Origin of the sequence: Rhodococcus sp. BS-15 (genome assembly GCF_000813105.1) — a bacterium.
Lineage (GTDB): Bacteria > Actinomycetota > Actinomycetes > Mycobacteriales > Mycobacteriaceae > Rhodococcoides.
Window position 1 is genome coordinate 1 of the sequence record NZ_BAOX01000072.1, and the last position, 19,242, is coordinate 19,242.

Sequence of the window (19,242 nt, forward strand, 5' to 3'; positions counted from 1 at the left end):
CTGACGTTGGTGCGCGGTGATCTGCGCGCAGCAGCGGATGCTATCCGCCTGTCCCGCCGAACGTTGGGCACCATCAAGGGCAACTTGTTCTGGGCGTTCGCCTACAACGTGGCCGCCCTCCCCTTGGCTGCGGCCGGGCTGCTCAATCCGATGCTGGCCGGTGCAGCGATGGCGTTCTCGTCGGTGTTCGTGGTCAGCAACAGCTTGCGGTTGCGCCGGTTCAAGTCCCTCACCGGATAACCGCGCGGGTAGAACAAGCACCCAAAAGGCTGGGGTGGGCGTGGCATGCAGGCGCGCCACCCCACCCCACCGCTACAACCCCGATGCAGCCTACGAAAGGAGAGGGCCATGTCCTTCGTGACAACGACCTTGGTGCAGATCACCCGGCACCCGGCGACCCGAGCGGTGGCCCGCTGCGCGGTGATGTGCGCTGCGGCGGCGGCCCAGCGACGACTCGACGGACCGACCCTCTCGCGCCATACCCCGGGCGGGCATAATCGAGGATGCTCGGCATGACACTCGGATTCCAGGAGGACACCATGGCCACTCCCGCGGCCGCGCAGGCACCCGCCGAGACCGACGGCCATGATCACGCCGCGCACGGCTACATCACCGAAAAGGACGCCTACCTCAAACGCCTCAAGCGCATCGAAGGCCAGGCCCGAGGACTGCAGCGCATGGTCGAGGAAGACAAGTACTGCATCGACATCCTCACCCAGGTCTCGGCGATGACCAAAGCCTTGCAGGCGGTGGCCATGGGCCTGCTCGAAGCTCACATCAGCCACTGCGTGGTCGACGCCGCCATCGCCGGCGGTCCCCAAGCCGACGCGAAGATCAAAGAGGCCACCGACGCGATCTCACGGCTCGTCCGCTCCTGAGCACCGGCAGTGCGAAGCCATTCCTCGCCGTCCACTCCCGCGTGCTTGTCGGAAACCTCGGCGAGGCGGCGCAGGCAGAGACCGTCATGACCGAAACCGTATCGGCGATTCTGCGCGATCGCCGAGTCCTCGCCACCGTGGCAGCGCTGGCAATACTGGCAGTGGCTGCCGCCCTCGTACCCCGCCCGTCGATCATTGTGGTGCGCGAGTGGGCGGAGTCGATGGGCCCGTCGTTCGTGGTGGTGTTCTTTCTGACCCAGGCGGTGTTGACGATTGCCCCGGTACCGCGCACGGTGTTCACCCTCAGCGCCGGACTGTTGTTCGGTCCCGCCACCGGGGTCGCCGTCACGATCGCCGCCACAACTGTCAGCGCTGTGCTGGCGTTGCTGCTGGTGCGCGCGCTCGGGCGCACCGCGGTGCAGGAGCGGCTGACGAATCCTGCGGTCAAGTCCATCGATGCCCGGTTGGCTCGGCGGGGGTGGCTGGCCGTCGGGTCCTTGCGGCTCATTGCCCCGGCACCGTTCGCCCTGGTCAACTACTGCTCCGGACTCTCCGCGGTGCGCCTGCTGCCCTACACGACGGCCACTGTCGTGGGGATTCTGCCCGGTACGATCGCCGCGGTGCTGTTCGGGGACGCTTTGACCGGGCGAACGAATCCGGCATTGATAGTGGTGACGTCGGCCTGCGTGGCCGCCGGGGTGGCAGGATTGCTGGCCGACGCCCGCCTGCCGGTGTCGCAGGCACAGCCCAACACCGCAGATGGCGCATCGAGAAGCGGTCGCCTTCGTCGTCTGTTGCTGCCGGACCGCGGATAGGACGTGGCGAGAAATCCTACAATTTTGCTGCGCCTGCACCGCCAAAGCCAGCGGAGTTGCCGAACTCCTGACCTACGCGAGAAGTAGGGCACGCGCGTTCCCCGCGGATTCGCAGTCGAAGAGCCCACACCATCACCCCCACCGACATCACTCCGATTACGGGCTGCACGGGTGCCCATAGATCCAGAGCACCGCTCACCCCGACCGCCACCACTACCAGTTTGTTGCATATCGGACATCCGACTGCCAACAACGACAACGCATTCGCACTGACCCTACACGGGAAGAAACCGACGACGCCAGCCCAGTGCTCACGTATGTCGCAAGAATGAGGCCACTGAGAACTGCGGTGGCAATCCACACCGGATAGTTCCACCACAACACCGGGGTCATTCGAACGTAGAACGCAGTGTGGATGATCCCGGTGGGGATCGCCACGACCAGCGCGGCCACCGTCGCGCCCAGTAACGCGGCCACCCAACGCCGCGCCGGCCAGTCACGCATCGTCACAGTCGTCATCCCTCTCCCGGTCAGCGGATACCACCCCACCATCTACTATGAATGATAGTAGTTTGCAGGTGCGGTGAGTCGGCGTCAATCGACGCCGACTCGCCGCCCATACGGCACAGGCGTCGAGCGTCGACGCGAGCCTCAGCCGACCGTGAGGAACCGTCTACGACTGCCGATACCCGACAATGGTGACCGGCGAGGCCGGACACAGTCCCATGCGGCTCTCGCCGCGCTCCGTTTCCTTCGCTGGTGACGCAGGGAACCCACACCGACCCCAGAGGATTTCTTCTGTGCATTCTTTTTCAGGCCCGACGCGGCGTGTCCGCGCTACCCTGATCGCCTCGATCATCGTTGTTGCCGCGGCATTTTCGGTAAATGCTCCAGCTTCGGCGGACCCTGCTGCACCCCCGGTGAACGCATCCGAAGCCGTACGACAACTCGCTGAACTCAATGCGACCGCCTTCACTCTCACCGAGAGCATGTACGCCGCGCAGGACACCCTCGATCGTCGCCGCGGCGAACTGAGTACCGCAGTTCAATTCGCCCACGAGACCTCGGCGGCGGCTCGGGAAGCCGAAGTGGCCGCATCTGCCAACCGTCGAGCACTGGCCACAGCTGTCGACGCCGCGTACAAAGGTGTACCGCAATCCCCTCTCGGGGCCGTTCTGGTCGCGGACAGCCCACAGCAACTACTCGATCAGATGGTGTTGTTGGACCGGATCCTCGCCGATCGAGCCGCTGCACTCGCCGACTCGACACAGATCGACGACGAAGCGCGAGACCAGCTCGAACAAGCCCGGCAAGCACAGGCGTCCGCTGCGGTAGCCGAGGCGGACGCCGCACGTACACAACGCGACCTCGAGCAACGCCAGACCGACCTGGCCGATCAGATCGCCAAAATCACCGACCAATTCGCCGCCCTCACCGATGCGGATCGAGCTGCCATCGTCAGCCCCGGCACCACGAATCCTTCCGAGCTACCCGCCGCCGTCTCGGCTGCGAGTGGAACATCAGCGGAGGCGATGCGCATCGCCCTCGACCAACTCGGCAAACCCTATTCCTGGGGAGCTACCGGGCCGGGGTCCTTCGATTGCTCCGGACTGATCTACTTCGCCTACAAACAACTGGGACTGACCGTTCCACGCGTGGCCGCAGACCAAGCACGAGCGGGCACACCTGTCTCCCGCGAATCAGTGCAACCGGGTGACTTCATCTCTCTCTACTCACCGATCGGACACATCGGGATCTACATCGGCGACGGGAAATACGTCAACGCCCCCACCGGCGGCGACGTCGTCAAAGTCGCGCCCGTTCCCTGGGATGAAGTGACCGCAATCAACCGGCCCATCGCCACCTGATTCGATGTCCACGGTCCGGACGCCGCGACTGCGAGGAGACCGGATGCCCGTGTGGCAGACCGGTAAGATCGAACCGGTGAGGACTTCAGCCACGGAACCTATGAACCAGAAGTGGCTCCTAGGTGCTGTTTGCGCTTCGATAGTGCTGTTCGGAGTCCTTCTCATGCATTCTGCGCCGATGTCGTTCGCAACGGCGACGAGTATCGGCGAACACTCGATGACCTCGACGGTGAGCGCTCCACCTGCCGTCGACGAGCATTCGGGAGCATCATCTGCGACAGCATCGGAGAGTGGTTCCGCAGCACACTGCGGGAACGGCTGTGGCGATCACAGCTCGGTCATGCATCTGTGTCTGGCTATCATCGGTGCTGTCGCGGCGTTGGCCGTCTTACGGGCAATCGTTGTGGGCTTCGCCGGTTCTCTCGTCCACGCTGCGCGGCTGTCGGCAGTTCGTCGTCGAACCGGGCACCCGCCGCCCTGGACCATTTTCACTCTCTCCGAATTGTCTGTGCTTCGGATCTGACAGGTGACTCACCGTTGTGTGAGACACAGATGTCGACGGGTCAGTGTGCCTGTCGATCCGAACCACCCCACCATAATTTCAGGAGTTTGTTATGCGTTCGAATCGATCTACCCGTTTCACGATCGCGATAACGGCGGCTTCCGCTGTCGCCGCCGCAGTTCTCGCTGGCTGCAGCAGTAACGACGGCGAAATGAACATGCCCGGCATGTCGAGCAGCGATACACCGGCCTCGTCGTCCTCCGAGAATTCCGCCGAAGCATCGGCCGAATTCAACGATGCCGATGTCACGTTCGTCGAAGGGATGTACCCCCACCATGCACAAGCGGTGGAGATGGCTTCACTTGTCGACGGCCGAACCGAGAATGCTCAGGTCATCGAGCTGGCCCAGGCCATCGAAGCAGCTCAAGCACCGGAGATGGAGCAGATGAATGCCCTGCTCACCGCATGGGGACAGCCCGCAGCGTCCGCCGACATGGGCGGAATGGACATGGGCGGAATGGACATGGGCGGTATGGACATGGGGAGCGGTGGCATGACCGGCATGATGAGCCAGGAAGACATGGACATGTTGTCGGCCGCTAACGGAGCGGAGTTCGACTCCATGTGGCTCACCATGATGATCGAGCACCACAAGGGGGCAATCGAGATGGCTCAGATCGAGTTGGCCGACGGCTCCAATGCTGATGCCAAGGAGCTTGCCTCCACAATCATCGATGCGCAGCAGAGCGAAATCTCCACAATGGAAAGTTTGCTCGCCCAGTAACTCTCAATTCTGGGAACTATCAACCGTAGGGCGGGGCTCGGCTAATACCGAGCCCCGCCCTTCGGTTTCGAAGGACCTGGCCCTTTTAGCTGCCACACCGATCAACACGGCCCCGGAAACATGCCCTCCCCTGCTGATGCACCCGCCTGCGGGGTCCTTGGGACACGCAGATCCGCGGTAGGGACAGGGGGGCGGCTCTCGGATCGGGTCATCGCGGCCCGGCGGGGGCGCGCCGTCGACAGAGAGTGGGTTCGATACCACCGGCACTGGCAGTTGGGGAGGCGTGGTCTTGCACGTGCGGCTGCTCGGTTTCCTTCTCAGATGGGTAATACAACCGAACTGACGAATTCATTGCGTATCCAGGCAATGAACAGACCCCACACCCCCGTCAGCAGGGCGACACCGACGGCGATCATGATCACTCCGCCTGCCACTTTGATTCTCTGCGAGTTCCGCCGTAGCCAGCCGACACCGCGCATCGCCGAACTCGAGCCGAACGCGAGGACCACGAACGGTAGACCGAGTCCCAGACAGTAGGCGACGATGAGAGTGACGCCGCGCGCTGCGGTTGCGCCTTCAGTGCCAGCGGCAACGGACAACACCCCGGCGAGCGTGGGGCCAAGGCACGGCGTCCAGCCGAGCGCGAACACGCCACCGAGCAGCGGCGCTCCAGCAAGAGACGAGATGGTTTGCGGCGCGAATCGAGTGTCGCGTTGGAATGCGGGAATGAACCCGATGAACGTCAAGCCCATGATGATCGTGATGGCACCGCCGACCTGCTGAAGCACCTGTTCGTTGATGCGCAGGGTGCCGATGACCCCGAAAATCGAGGCGGTGGCGAGGACGAAGACGATGGTGAAGCCGGCGACGAACAACCCCGCTGCACCTGCCACGCGCCAGCGGCTTGCCAGCTTCGGCGGTGCTTCACCAGTCGAGGCGGCGGCGAGCGACGGCACGTCGGCACCTGCGATGCCCGCCAGGTACGACAGGTAGCCCGGCACCAGGGGCACCACGCACGGTGACGCGAACGAGACCAGCCCGGCGAGCATACATGCGGCGATCGCCAGTACCAGAGGTCCGCTCGATGCCAGATTTTGGAACGTCGAGCCAACGCCGCCTTGGGCAAGAAGAACAGTCATTCGTCTGCTATCCGTTCGACGACAGGGAGCAGGTCTTCGGCGAGGAGGGCACGCATGAACACTGCCGCCACCCGGTGCTCTCGATCGAGTACCAGCGTCGAGGGAATCACGCTGGTCGGGTAGTTCCCGCCGAGGGCGATCAGCGTCCGCATCGAGGGGTCGTAGATCGAGGCGTAGGAGACATTGTTGTCGACAACGAAGTCCTGCGCTTTGTCCTTCTGCGGATCTCGAACATTGATACCGAGGAACTGCACACCGCGCTCGCGGGTTGCTTCGTAGACCTCTTCGAGGTCGTCGCTTCGCCGCGGCAGGGGCCGCACCACTGACCCCAGAGATTGATCACGACCACCTCGCCGTCATAGTCCGACAGAGCGGTGTTCTTACCTTCCTCCATCAGATCGGGTCCGGCGAGTTCACCGATGGTTCCGCGCGTTTCGGGGGGATCGTAGACGATGTCGGTTTGACCACCGGGTGCAACGAAATCGAAGCTACCTCCGGAGGGCACGGCGTCGGCGCCTGCGGAACATCCGGAGACCAGGAGTACAACGGCAAGGATGGATGCCGTTGCCGTGGCGGGCAGACTGCTCTGTTCGCGTGTGCGAGCCCCCGTAGGGCGGCCGAGTCTCATGAAGTCGACGCCTTTGCTGCAGTACGGATCTGCGCCGATGTCTCGAACATCGTGGGATCGGTGACGCGGTCGATGCCCCAGTCTTGGCCGGTGACGAAGCTCGGGGCACTGTGACTTCCCTCTCCGGAATGCACTACGGACACGAGGCAGTCAGTTGATTCGGATCGTGGTCGTGGCTCCTGGATCCTGGTCCGGTCGATACCCGGTCGGCAACACCGGCCGGGTCGACGCGGGATTGACGCGACCGGTGCCGCATGACCTCGCCGAAGCACAGGGCGGCGGCTAGCAGGCGACATCAGTTCAAACCCGCGTACGAATGCAGTCCGGAGACCACCATGTTGATGATGAACAGGTTGAACAGCATGGCCACGAATCCGGCGATGTTGATCCACGCGGCCCGGGTGTCACGCCACCCGCTGGTGGCCCGGGCGTGCAGGTACGCGGCGTAGATGATCCACGCGATGAATGAGACCGTCTCTTTCGGGTCCCAGCCCCAGAACCGACCCCACGCGGCCTCGGCCCAGATCGCGCCGAGGATGACACCGATTCCGAACAGGGGAAACGCGAAGATGGTGGTCTTGTACGCCAGCACGTCGAGCGAGTGCGCCGAGGGGAGACGAGCGACGATCCGGCCCACTCTGCTGTCGGGGACGGCGTTGTTGTTGGGATATCGGATCCGGATCAGGAACAATGTGCTGGCTGCACCGGAGATCAGGAACACCCCGCTGCCGAGCGAGACGACGGAGACGTGCACGGGAGCCAATACGACTGCAAGGCTGGTACGACGGGCGCCGCGTTGGCATAGAGCACAGTTCCGGCAATGAAGAGCAGGATCAAGGTCGGCACGAGGACGAACAACCATAGTGTGCGCAGTTGCTCCGAGCGCAGCACGATCAGTCCGGCAAGTATGCCGGCCGCGCATGTGACGGAGACGAATTCGTACATGTTTCCCCACGGCGGGCGGCCAGTGGCGATCCCGCGCAGGACGATCGACCCGATATGCAAAGTGAGTGCGAGCATTACCAGGGCGAGTCCCGTGCGGCCCAGGCGTTCGGACGGGGCTCTTCGCTCGGGGACCGGCACGTATCCCGGTGTCGATGATGTCGCTGCGATCAGTTGCGGATGCAGACTCGAGGCCCGGCTCAGAGTCGCTGTTCGTGTCGTTGCGAGTTGTGCGATGAACAGGATCGCGGCGAGAAGGTAGACCACGAAGGCGGTCTCGAAACTGATGTCGCTCCAGCGGGCGAGGTTGTCGTCGATCGGCATGGCGCTACACCGTTTCTGTATCGAGGGTCTCGGAGTGGTTCTTTGTCCGCGGCGTCCAGATTTCGGTGCGGAGGGTCTCGAATTCGGGTCCCCATCCGGCGTGATCGGTACGGGCGAGCCCGCCCATCTCCACGCTCGATCGGCCTGTTTCGGCCGGGAGTACACGGAACCAGACTCGACGTCGCTTGATCACCAGCGAGACCAACAGTCCGGTCATCATCGTGATCGCGAACACGAGCACCCACAACTGTGCGGGGTCGTATCCGACCTGCAGGTTGGCGAACTCCTTGGCGCCGTTGAATCGAATGTTGGTGCCGTCGGTGAGGGTCGTCGATTCACCGGGACGCAGGTTCACCCGATCCTGCTTGACAAGTCGGCCCTGGTTGATCATCTCCTGGTCCAGGGAGAAGATCGACTGGGGTATGCCGGTGTCGAGGCCGGTATCTCCTTTGTAGATATCCACTGCCACAGCAGGATCGACCAAGTCCGGGAAGCGGGAGGAGAGCAGGGTTCCGTTGAATTGCGCAGTGGGAGCGAAGAGGCCTTCGATGGCGATCTGGCCGCGGCGTCGCTCATCGGCGGTGGCATAGGTCCCGCCGGGTGGATCGAAACGCAACGCCCCGCTACTCAGGAACGTGGTGGCGTCGTCGGGCCGGAACTGCAGGGCCTCGGTTCGACTCTGACCGTCGGGGAAGGTCACGGTGAATTCCGGGGCGTATCCGTGGCCGGTGAGGTAGATGCGTTCATCTCCGAGCCGGAGGGGTTCGTTGACTTTGAGTTGATAGTCGCGCCAGGTGTCTGCGGCGATGTCGTCGGCGGACTGGTAGGAGATGTTCGAGGTGAACATCTCTGCCTGGCCGTTCTCAAGGTAGTCGGCGTTGAAGTCCTTGACTCTGATGCAGAACGGCTCCAGCCCGGTTCCGTCGGTGCTGTTGCCGGCCCGGAAGGAGTCGTAGATGGCGGGCGAGGTGTTGCAGAAACCGGGCCCGTTGTCGGCGATGACGATGACCGATCCTTCGTAACCGAAGAGCTTGCCGATGGCGATGGCCGCGAGCAGACCGATCAGCGAGAAATGAAAAAGTAGGTTTCCCGCTTCGCGGGTATAGCCCTTCTCGGCGGAGAGGGTGAGCGCCCCATCGGGCTCGGGCCTAACGGCAGTACGCCACCCTCTCAAGTGGGGCGCGATGTCGTCGATGACGGTTTTCGGGCTACCGGCGAGAGCGCCCGAATGATGAAGCGGTAGTCGCGAAAGGTTTCGGGGTACGCGAACTGGCTGTGCGCGAAGGGCTTTACCGTGTTCGATCATTCGGGGAGTCAGGCAGCCGATCAACGACACAAACAGTAGGACGTAGATGGCGGTGAACCAGAAGCTTCCGAATACGTCGAACAATTCCAGCGTGTCCATGACGGCCCCGAGAGCCGGGCGCGCTGCGATGTAGGAATCAACCGCCTGGGTGTTGAGATTGCGCTGTGGCAGCAGGGCGCCTGGGATTGCTGCGATAGCGAGCAAAAACAGCAGCACCAGTGCCGTTCGCATCGAGGTCAGTTGCCGCCACCTGTTGCGCACCGCAGCGATTGCTCTGCGTAACCGTCCCTGCGATGTGAGCGCCGGGGTTTGATCAGCTGTCACCGCCACACCCTTTCGACGATTGCATCTCAATTACTATGCAACATAGTAGTTGATGGGCCGTGTGCAGTTGTGCGCGGTAGTCGCCTGGGCGAGAGGGTAAGTGCTGCAACCACAAACGTGGTACTTGGTCCATCCGGAACGCTGCCGGGCTGCGGTTCGGTTTAGGCCGCTTTCGGCCCCACGGTAGGCGCGGATCGGTTCTTCTACTCATGCCGTCCAAACGCGTTTCATCCCGCGGAGTAATACCTGTGCGGTGAGATCAGGCACACTTGCACTAGCTGTTTTGCGTGCCGAGTACGAAGCGGCGCGGTTCCCTCTGCAGTTGATCGAGGATGTCGCGATGTCCCAACTCGATGAGCGAGCGCCACTACGACTGGCCTACGAGGATGTACTGGTCACCGTGGATCGCGCCGCCGCGCACCTGCTCGATGACGGGCCCGCCGCCCTCTGGGTCACCACGGCCCTGCGCCAACGTCGAACCCAACAATGCCTGGCAGTTGAGGGTGCGGCCCGCATGGAACGCTGGAGGCGTCACCGCACACGGTATTCGTCGCTAGCGCGGGTAGACGGCGACATGGATCTGCTATTTTCGTCGTGTGTGTCCGATTCGGTTGAGCGAGTGTATTCGCCGAATTCTGCTCTGGTCCATCATGGCGGCCACGGCAGTGGCGGTGCTGATGATGTCGCAGGTCGCACACACCACCGCAGAGCCCGGCCACGCTCCGCTGGCTGCGGTCATCGAGAGCGTCCCGGAAATCGAGCACACGTCGGCGCCGGAGCAGGACGAGGGGATCGGCGGTAGCGCGTCCAGTCATCACGACAATCACGGATCCCTGATCGGGTCCGTCCACATAGCGGTGGCGATCCTTGCGCTAGGCTGGCAATGTTGCTGCGCCGGACCGGATGGACAGTGCTACTGCACCAGCTTCGAGGTCTACAGGCATCGAGATCGTCGCCAACTGAGAGGTCGGTCTCTCCCCCTGCGCCGATGTCCGTGCTCGACGCGGCATGCCTTCTGAGGGTGTGAGAGGTCTGCGTTTGCGCAGATCGGTCCACCTTTCTTCTCGCGCGCCGCCTCCGCGGTGAGGGCGCGAGCCTGCCTCGTCGAGGACAACGCCATGCATATCTTCTTCAACGTTTCATCGTCTACGCCGCACCTTTGTTTCCCTCATCCCAACCCCGCCGCGCCTCCTCCCGGAGTCGCGATCGTCCTTCGCGAGGCCGGGCCGCACGATCTACCGCAGAGCGCGCAGTTGCACCTCGACGAGCTACCGATTGGCCTGTTCCCCGAGCTGGGAGCACGGTTCCTGCGCCGGTGGCACCGCAGCTTCGTCAACCGACGACACGCCATCGCTCTTGTCGCAACCGATAGCGAAGGCGCCGTCGTCGGATTCCTCCTCGGCACCCTCGATCACCATGCCCATATCGGTGATCTACTGCGCGAGAAGATGACCGTGCTGCCGTTGGCTGCACACGCCGGTGCGGCGATGGCAGTCCGCCCGCGCACCGCCATGCGGTTCGTTCGTACGCGTCTTCGCCCCTGGTGCAGAGCGGTGGCGCGCGCTCGGCCCATCCCACTGCCGAACGGCGAACCCGAGACTCCCCCGGCCGACAGTGTCGCCGTCGTCGTTGCGATAGCGGTGAGCCCACGGGTGCGAGGGATCGGAGTGGGTGCACAGTTGCTCGACTGGTTCGAATCCGACTCTGCGCGGGCAGGTGCACGTTGCGCCGAGCTGTCCACCGATCTCGGGGTGGCCGACAATGCAGGCGGCTTCTACGAGCGCCTCGGATGGCAGAAAAGCGGAAACCGTCTCGATCGAGATGGCCGGACCATGCAGACCTACCGGCGAGAGCTAGACGGCCGCTGCGGCCGTGCTCCGCTCCCCTTGTCGGTCCCACCAACCCGGACGACCGCGAGCACTGCCCCGTCGACAGAAACGAGACGATGATGTCAAGCACCCGACGAACGGTGTTCGAACTCGTGGGATGCACTGCGCTCGCAGGCGTGCTGCTTGCAGGAGTGTTGTTCCCCATCGTCGGTGGCCTGGGATACGTCTCGAACCGCGCCGCTGACACCGACGACAACGTTTCCGGCGAACTCGCCGAGGGCGTAGTTCCTGCCATCTCGACGATGACGGACGTGGCAGGCAACCCGATCGCGTGGCTATACGAGCAACGCCGTTCCGAAGTGCCGAGCGCGAAGATCTCCAACGAGATGAAGCTTGCGATCGTCTCCGTCGAGGACCGGCGCTTCGCAGAACACCAGGGCGTGGACTGGCAGGGAACGTTGCGAGCGTTCTTGACCAACACCACCAGCGGGCAGGTCGAGCAGGGCGCATCGACACTCGATCAGCAGTACGTGAAGAACTATCAATTACTGGTCGTCGCTGACACCGACGCCGAGCGGCGTGCCGCGATCGAGACCACGCCGGCTCGCAAGATCCGCGAGATCCGAATGGCGTTGTCCTTGGACAGAGAATTGACCAAAGACGAGACATTGACCCGCTATCTGAACCTGGTTCCGTTCGGCAATGCCTCGTTCGGCATCCAAGACGCCGCGCAAACCTACTTCGGTGTCGATGCCAGCGAGTTAACGGCGACGCAATCAGCGATGCTGGCAGGGATGGTTCAGTCCAGTTCGGCACTGAACCCGTACACCAACGTCGAGGGAGTCACAAGCCGCCGAAACCTTGTCTTGGACAACATGATCGAAACCATCCCGAACCGAGCCGCAGAATTCGAGGCCGCCAAATCCGAGCCATTGGGGGTGCTGGCCGAGCCCAACACCCTCCCACGTGGATGCATCGCCGCCGGTGATCGAGGGTTCTTCTGCGACTACGCACTCCAATATCTTGAGGACGCCGGTATCAGCCGCGAGCAGATCGACGAGGGCGGTTATCTGATCAAAACGACTCTCGACCCGGCGGTGCAGAACTCGACCCAGGCCGCACTGACCGCGAACACAGATCCCGACCTCGACGGTGTCGCCACCGTGATGAATGTCGTCGCACCCGGACAGGACGAACACCGCATCCTCGCCATGGGCAGTAGTCGCACCTACGGACTCGATGCCGACGCCGACGAAACGGTTCAGCCGCAACCGTATTCACTCGTAGGCAACGGCGCCGGGTCGATCTTCAAGATATTCACCACTGCCGCCGCGATGGAACGCGGACTCGGCACCAACGCCACACTGCAGGTTCCCCGGCGCGTCGAGGTCAGGGGGTTGGGCGACGGCGGCGCGCGTAACTGCCCGGCGGGCGCTTACTGCGTGGAGAACGTCGGAAACTACCCACCGGCGCTGACGGTCACCGACGCACTGGCGCAATCACCGAACACGGCGTTCGTGAAGTTGCTCGAGTCCGTCGGTGTCACACCGACAGTCGACATGGCAGTGCGGCTAGGGCTTCGCTCCTACACCCTCCCCGGCTCGTCTGGATTCGACGAGCAGAGCATGGCCGACCTCCAGAAAGAGCAAAGCCTCGGCTCGTTCACACTCGGACCTACCTGGGTCAACCCGCTCGAGCTGTCCAACGTCGCAGCTACCCTCGCCTCGGGAGGTACTTGGTGCCCGCCGAACCCGATCGACTCCATCTCCGACCGCGAGGGTGTAGCTGTACCGGTCACACAACAAGCGTGCGAGCAGGTCGTCGAACCCGGCCTGGCCAACACACTCGCCAACGCGATGAGCAAGGACGACCAACCCGGAGGAACCTCGGCATCGGCGGCCGGGTCCGTGGGCTGGACGCTGCCGATGTCCGGGAAAACCGGCACTACCGAATCCAACCGATCCTCGGGCTTCCTCGGCTTCACCAACCGCTACGCCGCCGCCGTCTACACCTACGGTGACTCACCGACACCGGGCCAGATCTGCTCCTTCCCACTGCGGCCCTGCAGCTCCGGGAACCTCTACGGCGGTAACGAACCCGCACGAACCTGGTACGACGCGATGGACCCAATCGCCACGAACTTCGGCCCCATCGAGCTGCCACCGGTCGACGACAAATACGTCCGCGGCTCCGCCAACGGCCAAGTACCTGAGGTCAGCGGCATGAGCCAGTCGTCGGCCACATCGAGATTGGAAGCAGCAGGATTCTAGGTGACCGTCGTCACCACCACCGGTCAGGGCGCTCGCGGTACCGCTACCGGCACATCCCCATCCGGCGCGGCGATCCCGGGATCGCTGATCACGCTGTACATCAGTGACGGCTCCCCCGCCCCCCGACCGCACGCCCACGCCAGCGCCGCCCAGTATCGACATTCCCGGCCTGCCGCTACCGCCGCCGCGGTGATCACCCACGACACTCACCCTTGAGACCCCCGCGCACGAAAGGAAACGCCATCACAGTCAGCCGTCGACAACTGCTCACAGCCGCAGCGGTTTTGCCGCTCACAGTCAGCTGCACCATCAACACCGCCGACAGACAATCCCCCAGCCTCGCACCGAGCAGTAACGCATCTCCCGCACGGTCCCCGGCCGTGAGCGCACCGAGCAGTCGATCATCGGCCCCGGTGAATCCGGGGCGGTGGATGCCGACAGCTGGCGAAGTGATGCCCGAGATCAAACGCGCAGCGACGAGCTTCCTCGAAGCAGGTGGCAGCTGGAGCGAGGGAGGAGGAGTACTCGACAGCTTGCGCACCGCAGGGGTATCGCTCGAAGTCGCGGCGACGGCAGCACTGCTTCAACCCGACGAGGCCCTCGCCAGCACCCTGCGAGTGGTGTATCCGCAGTACGCCGGAATCGGTCCAGAGAGTGCTGCAGTGATCGTGCTGTTCGACCAACTCCTACAACGCCCCACGCTCGCGCAGCCGGCTGAGACGACCCGGCAGATGGCACTCGATATCCGGCTCAAGCGCGACATCGCCGCTGGCGCGGCCTGGACGGTGGAAAAGATCAACCCTTTGACCTCTCTTGGGTCCCCAGTACCACTGACCGCCGCTGCGTCGTCGGTGCTGAGCAACCCTCGCATCACGCTCTCCGAGCCTGCACGACTCGACATCGGAACCGGACGCATCAACAACAATGTGCTCCAGATCATGCTCGGACTTGCCGATCGATTCACCTACGCAGTGCAGGTGATGCACACCGGTCACATCCAGACCGTCTTCCCGCACCCGCGCTTGTCCAACCACGCAGTGGGACGAGCGGTGGACATCCGAGAAATCAACGGTCGGCGCGTTGTCGACGATCCCTTCAACAACCCAACGATCTCCGAATTCGTCACTGCGGCAGCCCTACTGGGCGCAACCGAGGTCGGAGGTCCGACCGACCTCAACGGTGACCGTCCAGGATTCTTCACCGACGACGTGCACAGCGACCACGTCCACGTCGGCATCACCCCGGGCGACGCACCGGCGCATCTGCGATGACACCGAACCGGATGGGCACTTCGGCCTGACCTGCCCGAAATACTATGCTGGTTAGTAGTTGAGTGCTCGCCACGGCGAGGCGGGTGAAGGTGTCGGAATTGTTCGCACTCAGCCGATACCGATCGTCGGTGCGATGTCGCTGCCACGGCTGTTCGCCGCCGAACGATCCGCGCTCGTACATCGCCTCAGTGATTGGAGATTAAGTGAATGGAGATGAAGGTCGATGCGTCTACGTCGTCCCGCACATACCGCCCGAGCAGTCACGTCCACCTCAGCCGCCGTATCCGGTCATGTTCACCGCGCCTGACCGGGAGATCACTTGGCGTTGACGCTCAAGCGATTACATCACCGAGCCCTCATCGACAGAACGAGAACCGCACTTTATGTCCATCTCGCTTTCCCGCATCCTGCTGCCGTCTCTGATCGCAGCTCTGTCCCTCGTTGGATGTTCCGCTCCGGCAGCGACTGACGGCGCGGCCGATCCGGCAGTGGTCGACTTCACCTCCTCACTGGCTCATGTGCACGGATTGCACGTCAACGCCGATGGCACCGTCCTCGCTGGTAGCCACACAGGACTCTTCGCCATCGGTTCGTCCGGAAACCTGACCAGGGTCGGCTCTTCCGACGATGACTTCATGGGTTTGTCGGGTGTACCGGCCACCGATACCCTCTTCACCTCCGGTCATCCCGGCGAATCCAGCACGGCGGCGAACCCACTGGGACTGCGTAGCAGCAATGACGGCGGAATGTCGTGGTCGGATCGGTCACTGGAGGGACAAGTCGACTTCCACGCGCTGGCTGCCGATGGACGCATCCTCGTCGGATTCGATGGCAGTACCGGTCTACTCGTCTCCGCCGACAGCGGCTCCACCTGGACTCCCGGCGCCGCTGCGCCCGCGGCGTCGTTGGCGATTACGAGCTCCGGAGTATGGGCGGTGACACCTGAGGGACTTCAGCACAGCACCGACACGGCCCGAACATTCTCTCCTGTCCTCGACGCACCGAACTTGGTATTGCTCGCCGGTGCCGGCGATGCACTGTGGGGGATCGACACCGACGGATACGCCTGGCGTAGTCGCAACGGCGCCGATTGGCAGAAGCGTTCCGCAACCGGGTCCGTCGAGGCATTGACCGCGGTCGACTACGACACCGCCTACGCAGCCAGCCCCCAGGCGTTGTACACACTGACGTAACTCGGCCCGGTCGAGACCAGCCCGACAACAGATAGCGACATTTCGACGCGACCGCAGGCGGTCACCCGCGCGGCTGATGCGGGCGCTTGCCGCTGTTGAGCGGCTTACTCCCTCTTCCTCCCCTGGGGTTCGGCCCGCCACGAGATCCCGCGATGACACCGGGGTCCGACTCCGAGATATCCAGGAATGAGGACAACCGAAATACTTGGCGTAGACATACCCATAGGGGGTATAGTTTGCCTTGTCTAGATACCCCCTTAGGTACTACAGAGCCCATGAACAATGAACGGAACCCGATGAACAACGTGTCAGATTTGTCGTTGACCGACCTTTCACCGAGCAGTGGCTGCGGCTGCAGTTCACCGCAGTCCACGACGACCACAGAATCGAAGGAGGCTCCCATGAGTACGACCAGCACGCAATACACCGTTACCGGCCTCACCTGCGGTCACTGCGCCGACGCAGTCACCACCGAACTCGAAGCGATCGACGGTGTCCACCACGTCAGGGTCGATCTCGTCGCAGGCGGTGAGTCGACGGTATCGGTCGACTCCGAGACGACACTCACTCGAGAACAAGTCACGGCCGCGCTCGACGAAGCGGGCGACTATCACTTGATTGCCGACTGATTCACTCGGTCAGTCCGGACACCGGAAACAGAGAGGTTCTTGGAGCTGTCGGCATCCTCGGCAATTCGGGAGCTCCGAGAAGGAAGGAGCGCGGCCGCATCGTGGTCGTTGACAAGTCGGCGTGGTCCTCTACGACAGAGGGAACGCCTGCCGCCGATTATGCCAGTCGAGAGTCTTCGGGTCGGTTGTTCAGGAGGTCGGCGACCTCGTCGAGCCGCTCGACGCTGCATTGGAAAAAGTCGGTGCCCTGGGGAAAATACTGACGTAGCAATCCATTGGTGTTCTCGCTGGCGCGCCCCGCAGCCACGGGAGTGCGGGTCGCAGAAGTAGGCCTGCACTCCCGTGCCAACGGTGAACTTGCCGTGTCCGGCCACCTTACAACTTTGATCCCGCGCATCGAACGACGCACCGCTGCAGTCAGTTCCAATATCTTGCGCGTCATCGTCCTCCGACACCGTCGACGCCGTAGATCGAGGAAAAGGTGCAGCAACGTCACCAACCTGAACGATCGCCGACCTCGAGCAGCTCCGCGGTGCGTTGCAGCAGATGCTCGATCCGGTCCTCGAGATCGTCGGTGATGCCGGGCACATCGGCCAAAGCGAAATGCGCGCGACGCCGGGCGTCGAGACCGATGCGATAGTAATCCGAATTCAGTACTGCTGAAACGGGTTCCGATACTGGGACAGTCACCTTCGAGTCCATCTCGCCGCGCCCCCGCGGGTGCGGAAGTGCACACCGTAGAACGTGTCGGGGCGGCTCCCCGGAGCGGTGGGCATCGATCACCGTCCCGACCGCAGCTGGCGTCATCGGATCGGCCGGTAACGGCATGTGGCCCCACCGGTCGATCGGTACAGCGACCGGACCCACACTCCGCGGCCACCCAGACATATCGGGAAAAGCGTTCGCCTGCAGATGCTCTGCGAGCAATGTAGTCGAGGGGTATCGATCCGAAAATCGCAGTACGGTGCGCCACCGTTCCCAGATCTCGGCCGGGCGAAACTGTGTCGACTGATTTGCTGCAATCCGGATACCGTGCCGGCCACCGATGCGCACGTCGGGGCCCGCGCTGGTGACGTCCGACCGATCGAGCGCCGATATTGCTCGGTGCGAGAGCCCGGCTCCCGACAACACAAGCAGAACCGCGTCCCTACGACCGAACAACGCCTGCATCGATCCCGCCGAGGGTAGCGCCGAGGCCAGTCCCCAGTAGTGTTCGGCGCGGCGTGCCGTTCGTGCGGACCGCCCGGAATCGAGCGCCATTCGCAGTGCTGTCGTACGCCCGGGCGGAGTATGTCCAGAATCGAGATGTCGGCGGTTGATCGCGGCGACCCTGCGGAGCTGCACAGCGTCACTCGCGGGGTTCGCAGCCAGAAAGTTCACCAGTGTGATCGGCGAGGCAGGCAGTGGCTCGACCTCGGTTGCAATGCACCAGTCCTCGAACAGCGCCCACTCGTAGCGGTAACCGCTCGGCGAAGCAGCTATGGGTCGGGTCGCTCCGGCACCGACTCCGCCCTTCTGCACCGACGAAGCACCGGAGTCATCGCGTCGAGCGCCTTCGCCGCGTTCCGCGCGGCCGCTGTGACTCGGATCGACGCCGAATGGACTGGTCACAGCCCGAGGTCGTTCACGGCGTTACCGATCAACGGCGCGTTCTCGCGGGCGTAGATTTCGACCATCCCCGGCGTGCTGTGTCCGGTCTGACGCATGATCGCGTGCGCGTCGGACCCATTACGGAACGCTTGGGTGACGAAGCCGGACCGCAACGAGTGCCCGCCCAACTGAGTAACGAGATCCGCGGCGTATCCAGCCTGACCGGCCCTGCGGCGAATCGCGGCGTGCACCGCAGCACCGGACAGTGCCGTCTCGGACAGGTTGCCGTTCTTCCGGATCGCCCGAAACAACGGCATCCGATGTGCGCAACTGGAACCGGTCCGCGGCAGACGTGCTGATCGAACGGCACGGAACGGGCAAGTGTACGGATCACGGCGACCCGGCCTCCGCTGTCGAACGCAGCGACCACCTGGATCCATCGGATCCACGCGCAGACTGGGCATGAATCGTGATTGGCGGTGTACGGCAACGCTTTCACTGCCCCGGTACCGTCCTGGTCGGTCTTGGATTGTCGCAGGTGCACGTGCGCACCGTCGAGCCGGTCGCGGCGCACGTCCCGACATTCGAGCCCCACGAGCTCGCTGCGCCGAAACGCCCCGGCGTACCCCATCAGCAGCAACGCGGTGTCGCGGCGTTCGAGTACTTCGCTGGCCCACCCGGCTACACCGGCGCGAGCGAGAGCGACGATCGTGGTAATATCGGACGTCAGCAGCGGGGCACGGGGATTGCGTGGCCGATCCCCCGCCGCGGCATAGTCGCGACGAATACCGGCTAGCGTGGCCCGCACCATCTCGTGACCGCAGGGGTTGTCGTGGCCGACCTGGCGATGCCGGTCGGCGATCGCCGCAATCCACTTGCCGAACGTCGCGGCCGCGTACGCCCGCGTCCCGTCGACGGTGAGCGTGTCCGCCGCGCCGACGAGGTAGGCC

At 63.5% G+C, this 19,242-nt stretch carries 17 protein-coding genes and 6 pseudogenes; 14 read left to right on the forward strand and 9 right to left on the reverse strand.

Annotation, left to right across the window (positions count from 1 at the left end; genetic code table 11):
• The 7 genes and pseudogenes from RHBS_RS11155 to RHBS_RS11180 all read left to right on the forward strand — a co-directional run.
• Positions 1-240, forward strand: a pseudogene (locus RHBS_RS11155) (heavy metal translocating P-type ATPase); the annotation flags it as partial.
• A 108-nt stretch (positions 241-348) separates the two neighbouring features.
• The gene (locus RHBS_RS29735; RefSeq protein ID WP_155288777.1) at positions 349-516 is read left to right on the forward strand and encodes a hypothetical protein; all 168 of its coding nucleotides are present in this window, start codon (positions 349-351) and stop codon (positions 514-516) included.
• 23 nt (positions 517-539) lie between these two features.
• The gene (locus RHBS_RS11160) at positions 540-878 is read left to right on the forward strand and encodes a metal-sensitive transcriptional regulator (RefSeq protein ID WP_032375786.1); all 339 of its coding nucleotides are present in this window, start codon (positions 540-542) and stop codon (positions 876-878) included.
• Between the two features lie 86 nt (positions 879-964).
• Positions 965-1,693, forward strand: coding sequence for a TVP38/TMEM64 family protein (locus RHBS_RS11165; protein ID WP_045841173.1), 729 nt, complete (start codon positions 965-967; stop codon positions 1,691-1,693).
• Positions 1,694-2,613: 920 nt separating this feature from the next.
• Positions 2,614-3,561: an NlpC/P60 family protein gene (locus tag RHBS_RS11175; RefSeq protein ID WP_032375702.1), complete on the forward strand. Its 948-nt coding sequence runs from the start codon at positions 2,614-2,616 to the stop codon at positions 3,559-3,561.
• Between the two features lie 100 nt (positions 3,562-3,661).
• Entirely contained in the window at positions 3,662-4,084 is a 423-nt protein-coding gene (locus tag RHBS_RS32185; RefSeq protein ID WP_353806439.1) for a DUF6153 family protein, read from the forward strand.
• 190 nt (positions 4,085-4,274) lie between these two features.
• Positions 4,275-4,847 (forward strand): DUF305 domain-containing protein, encoded by a 573-nt coding sequence (locus RHBS_RS11180; RefSeq protein ID WP_306303528.1) that lies wholly within the window; start codon positions 4,275-4,277, stop codon positions 4,845-4,847.
• 317 nt (positions 4,848-5,164) lie between these two features.
• On the opposite strand, the gene RHBS_RS11185 is transcribed toward RHBS_RS11180, so the two are convergent.
• From RHBS_RS11185 to RHBS_RS28905, 3 genes and pseudogenes are all read right to left on the reverse strand, one after another.
• Entirely contained in the window at positions 5,165-5,986 is an 822-nt protein-coding gene (locus RHBS_RS11185; RefSeq protein ID WP_032375700.1) for a cytochrome c biogenesis CcdA family protein, read from the reverse strand.
• Positions 5,983-6,614 (reverse strand): annotated as a pseudogene (locus RHBS_RS11190) (TlpA disulfide reductase family protein). Before RHBS_RS11190 ends, RHBS_RS11185 begins: the two are co-directional and overlap by 4 nt.
• A complete protein-coding gene (locus tag RHBS_RS28905) occupies positions 6,611-6,757 on the reverse strand; it encodes a hypothetical protein (RefSeq protein ID WP_155288776.1) in 147 nt (48 codons plus the stop codon). The pseudogene RHBS_RS11190 and the gene RHBS_RS28905 overlap by 4 nt, the downstream one beginning before the upstream one ends.
• Positions 6,758-6,768: 11 nt before the next feature.
• Between RHBS_RS28905 and RHBS_RS11195 the strand changes: the two genes are divergently transcribed.
• Positions 6,769-6,900, forward strand: a complete 132-nt coding sequence (locus RHBS_RS11195) for a DUF3703 domain-containing protein (protein WP_080733457.1) — start codon at positions 6,769-6,771, stop codon at positions 6,898-6,900.
• A 9-nt stretch (positions 6,901-6,909) separates the two neighbouring features.
• On the opposite strand, the pseudogene ccsB reads toward RHBS_RS11195, so the two are convergent.
• The 3 genes and pseudogenes from ccsB to RHBS_RS28910 form a co-directional block, all read right to left on the reverse strand.
• A pseudogene (ccsB, locus tag RHBS_RS11200) lies at positions 6,910-7,880 on the reverse strand (c-type cytochrome biogenesis protein CcsB).
• 4 nt (positions 7,881-7,884) lie between these two features.
• Positions 7,885-9,510: a cytochrome c biogenesis protein ResB gene (locus RHBS_RS11205; protein ID WP_032375698.1), complete on the reverse strand. Its 1,626-nt coding sequence runs from the start codon at positions 9,508-9,510 to the stop codon at positions 7,885-7,887.
• Positions 9,511-9,877: 367 nt separating this feature from the next.
• The gene (locus RHBS_RS28910) at positions 9,878-10,045 is read right to left on the reverse strand and encodes a hypothetical protein (RefSeq protein WP_155288775.1); all 168 of its coding nucleotides are present in this window, start codon (positions 10,043-10,045) and stop codon (positions 9,878-9,880) included.
• Between the two features lie 115 nt (positions 10,046-10,160).
• On the opposite strand from RHBS_RS28910, the gene RHBS_RS28915 reads away from it, so the two are divergent.
• From RHBS_RS28915 to RHBS_RS11235, 6 genes and pseudogenes are all read left to right on the forward strand, one after another.
• The gene (locus RHBS_RS28915; protein ID WP_187298445.1) at positions 10,161-10,529 is read left to right on the forward strand and encodes a hypothetical protein; all 369 of its coding nucleotides are present in this window, start codon (positions 10,161-10,163) and stop codon (positions 10,527-10,529) included.
• Between the two features lie 99 nt (positions 10,530-10,628).
• Entirely contained in the window at positions 10,629-11,459 is an 831-nt protein-coding gene (locus tag RHBS_RS11215) for an N-acetyltransferase (RefSeq protein ID WP_128645572.1), read from the forward strand.
• Positions 11,459-13,802: pseudogene (locus RHBS_RS11220) on the forward strand (transglycosylase domain-containing protein). Before RHBS_RS11215 ends, RHBS_RS11220 begins: the two are co-directional and overlap by 1 nt.
• Positions 13,803-14,061: 259 nt before the next feature.
• Complete coding sequence (locus RHBS_RS11225; protein WP_237669160.1) at positions 14,062-14,880, forward strand: hypothetical protein; 819 nt, start codon at positions 14,062-14,064, stop codon at positions 14,878-14,880.
• Positions 14,881-15,263: 383 nt separating this feature from the next.
• The gene (locus tag RHBS_RS11230) at positions 15,264-16,073 is read left to right on the forward strand and encodes a F510_1955 family glycosylhydrolase (RefSeq protein ID WP_128645573.1); all 810 of its coding nucleotides are present in this window, start codon (positions 15,264-15,266) and stop codon (positions 16,071-16,073) included.
• A 401-nt stretch (positions 16,074-16,474) separates the two neighbouring features.
• Positions 16,475-16,702, forward strand: a complete 228-nt coding sequence (locus RHBS_RS11235; protein ID WP_094686187.1) for a heavy-metal-associated domain-containing protein — start codon at positions 16,475-16,477, stop codon at positions 16,700-16,702.
• Positions 16,703-16,880: 178 nt separating this feature from the next.
• On the opposite strand, the pseudogene RHBS_RS32190 reads toward RHBS_RS11235, so the two are convergent.
• The 3 genes and pseudogenes from RHBS_RS32190 to RHBS_RS11250 all read right to left on the reverse strand — a co-directional run.
• A pseudogene (locus tag RHBS_RS32190) lies at positions 16,881-17,046 on the reverse strand (transposase); the annotation flags it as partial.
• A gap of 148 nt (positions 17,047-17,194) precedes the next feature.
• Entirely contained in the window at positions 17,195-18,313 is a 1,119-nt protein-coding gene (locus RHBS_RS11245) for a hypothetical protein (protein ID WP_237669161.1), read from the reverse strand.
• Positions 18,310-19,242 (reverse strand): annotated as a pseudogene (locus tag RHBS_RS11250) (site-specific integrase); the annotation flags it as partial. The pseudogene RHBS_RS11250 and the gene RHBS_RS11245, both read right to left, overlap by 4 nt.

Bases quoted from the DNA above. Each gene is read 5' to 3' on its own strand.
- RHBS_RS29735 (WP_155288777.1), top strand. From the start codon at position 349: ATGTCCTTCGTGACAACGACCTTGGTGCAGATCACCCGGCACCCGGCG.
- RHBS_RS11160 (WP_032375786.1), top strand. From the start codon at position 540: ATGGCCACTCCCGCGGCCGCGCAGGCACCCGCCGAGACCGACGGCCAT.
- RHBS_RS11165 (WP_045841173.1), top strand. From the start codon at position 965: ATGACCGAAACCGTATCGGCGATTCTGCGCGATCGCCGAGTCCTCGCC.
- RHBS_RS32185 (WP_353806439.1), top strand. From the start codon at position 3,662: ATGAACCAGAAGTGGCTCCTAGGTGCTGTTTGCGCTTCGATAGTGCTG.
- RHBS_RS11180 (WP_306303528.1), top strand. From the start codon at position 4,275: ATGAACATGCCCGGCATGTCGAGCAGCGATACACCGGCCTCGTCGTCC.
- RHBS_RS11185 (WP_032375700.1), bottom strand. From the start codon at position 5,986: ATGACTGTTCTTCTTGCCCAAGGCGGCGTTGGCTCGACGTTCCAAAAT.
- RHBS_RS28915 (WP_187298445.1), top strand. From the start codon at position 10,161: ATGGCGGCCACGGCAGTGGCGGTGCTGATGATGTCGCAGGTCGCACAC.
- RHBS_RS11215 (WP_128645572.1), top strand. From the start codon at position 10,629: ATGCATATCTTCTTCAACGTTTCATCGTCTACGCCGCACCTTTGTTTC.
- RHBS_RS11225 (WP_237669160.1), top strand. From the start codon at position 14,062: ATGCCCGAGATCAAACGCGCAGCGACGAGCTTCCTCGAAGCAGGTGGC.
- RHBS_RS11230 (WP_128645573.1), top strand. From the start codon at position 15,264: ATGTCCATCTCGCTTTCCCGCATCCTGCTGCCGTCTCTGATCGCAGCT.
- RHBS_RS11235 (WP_094686187.1), top strand. From the start codon at position 16,475: ATGAGTACGACCAGCACGCAATACACCGTTACCGGCCTCACCTGCGGT.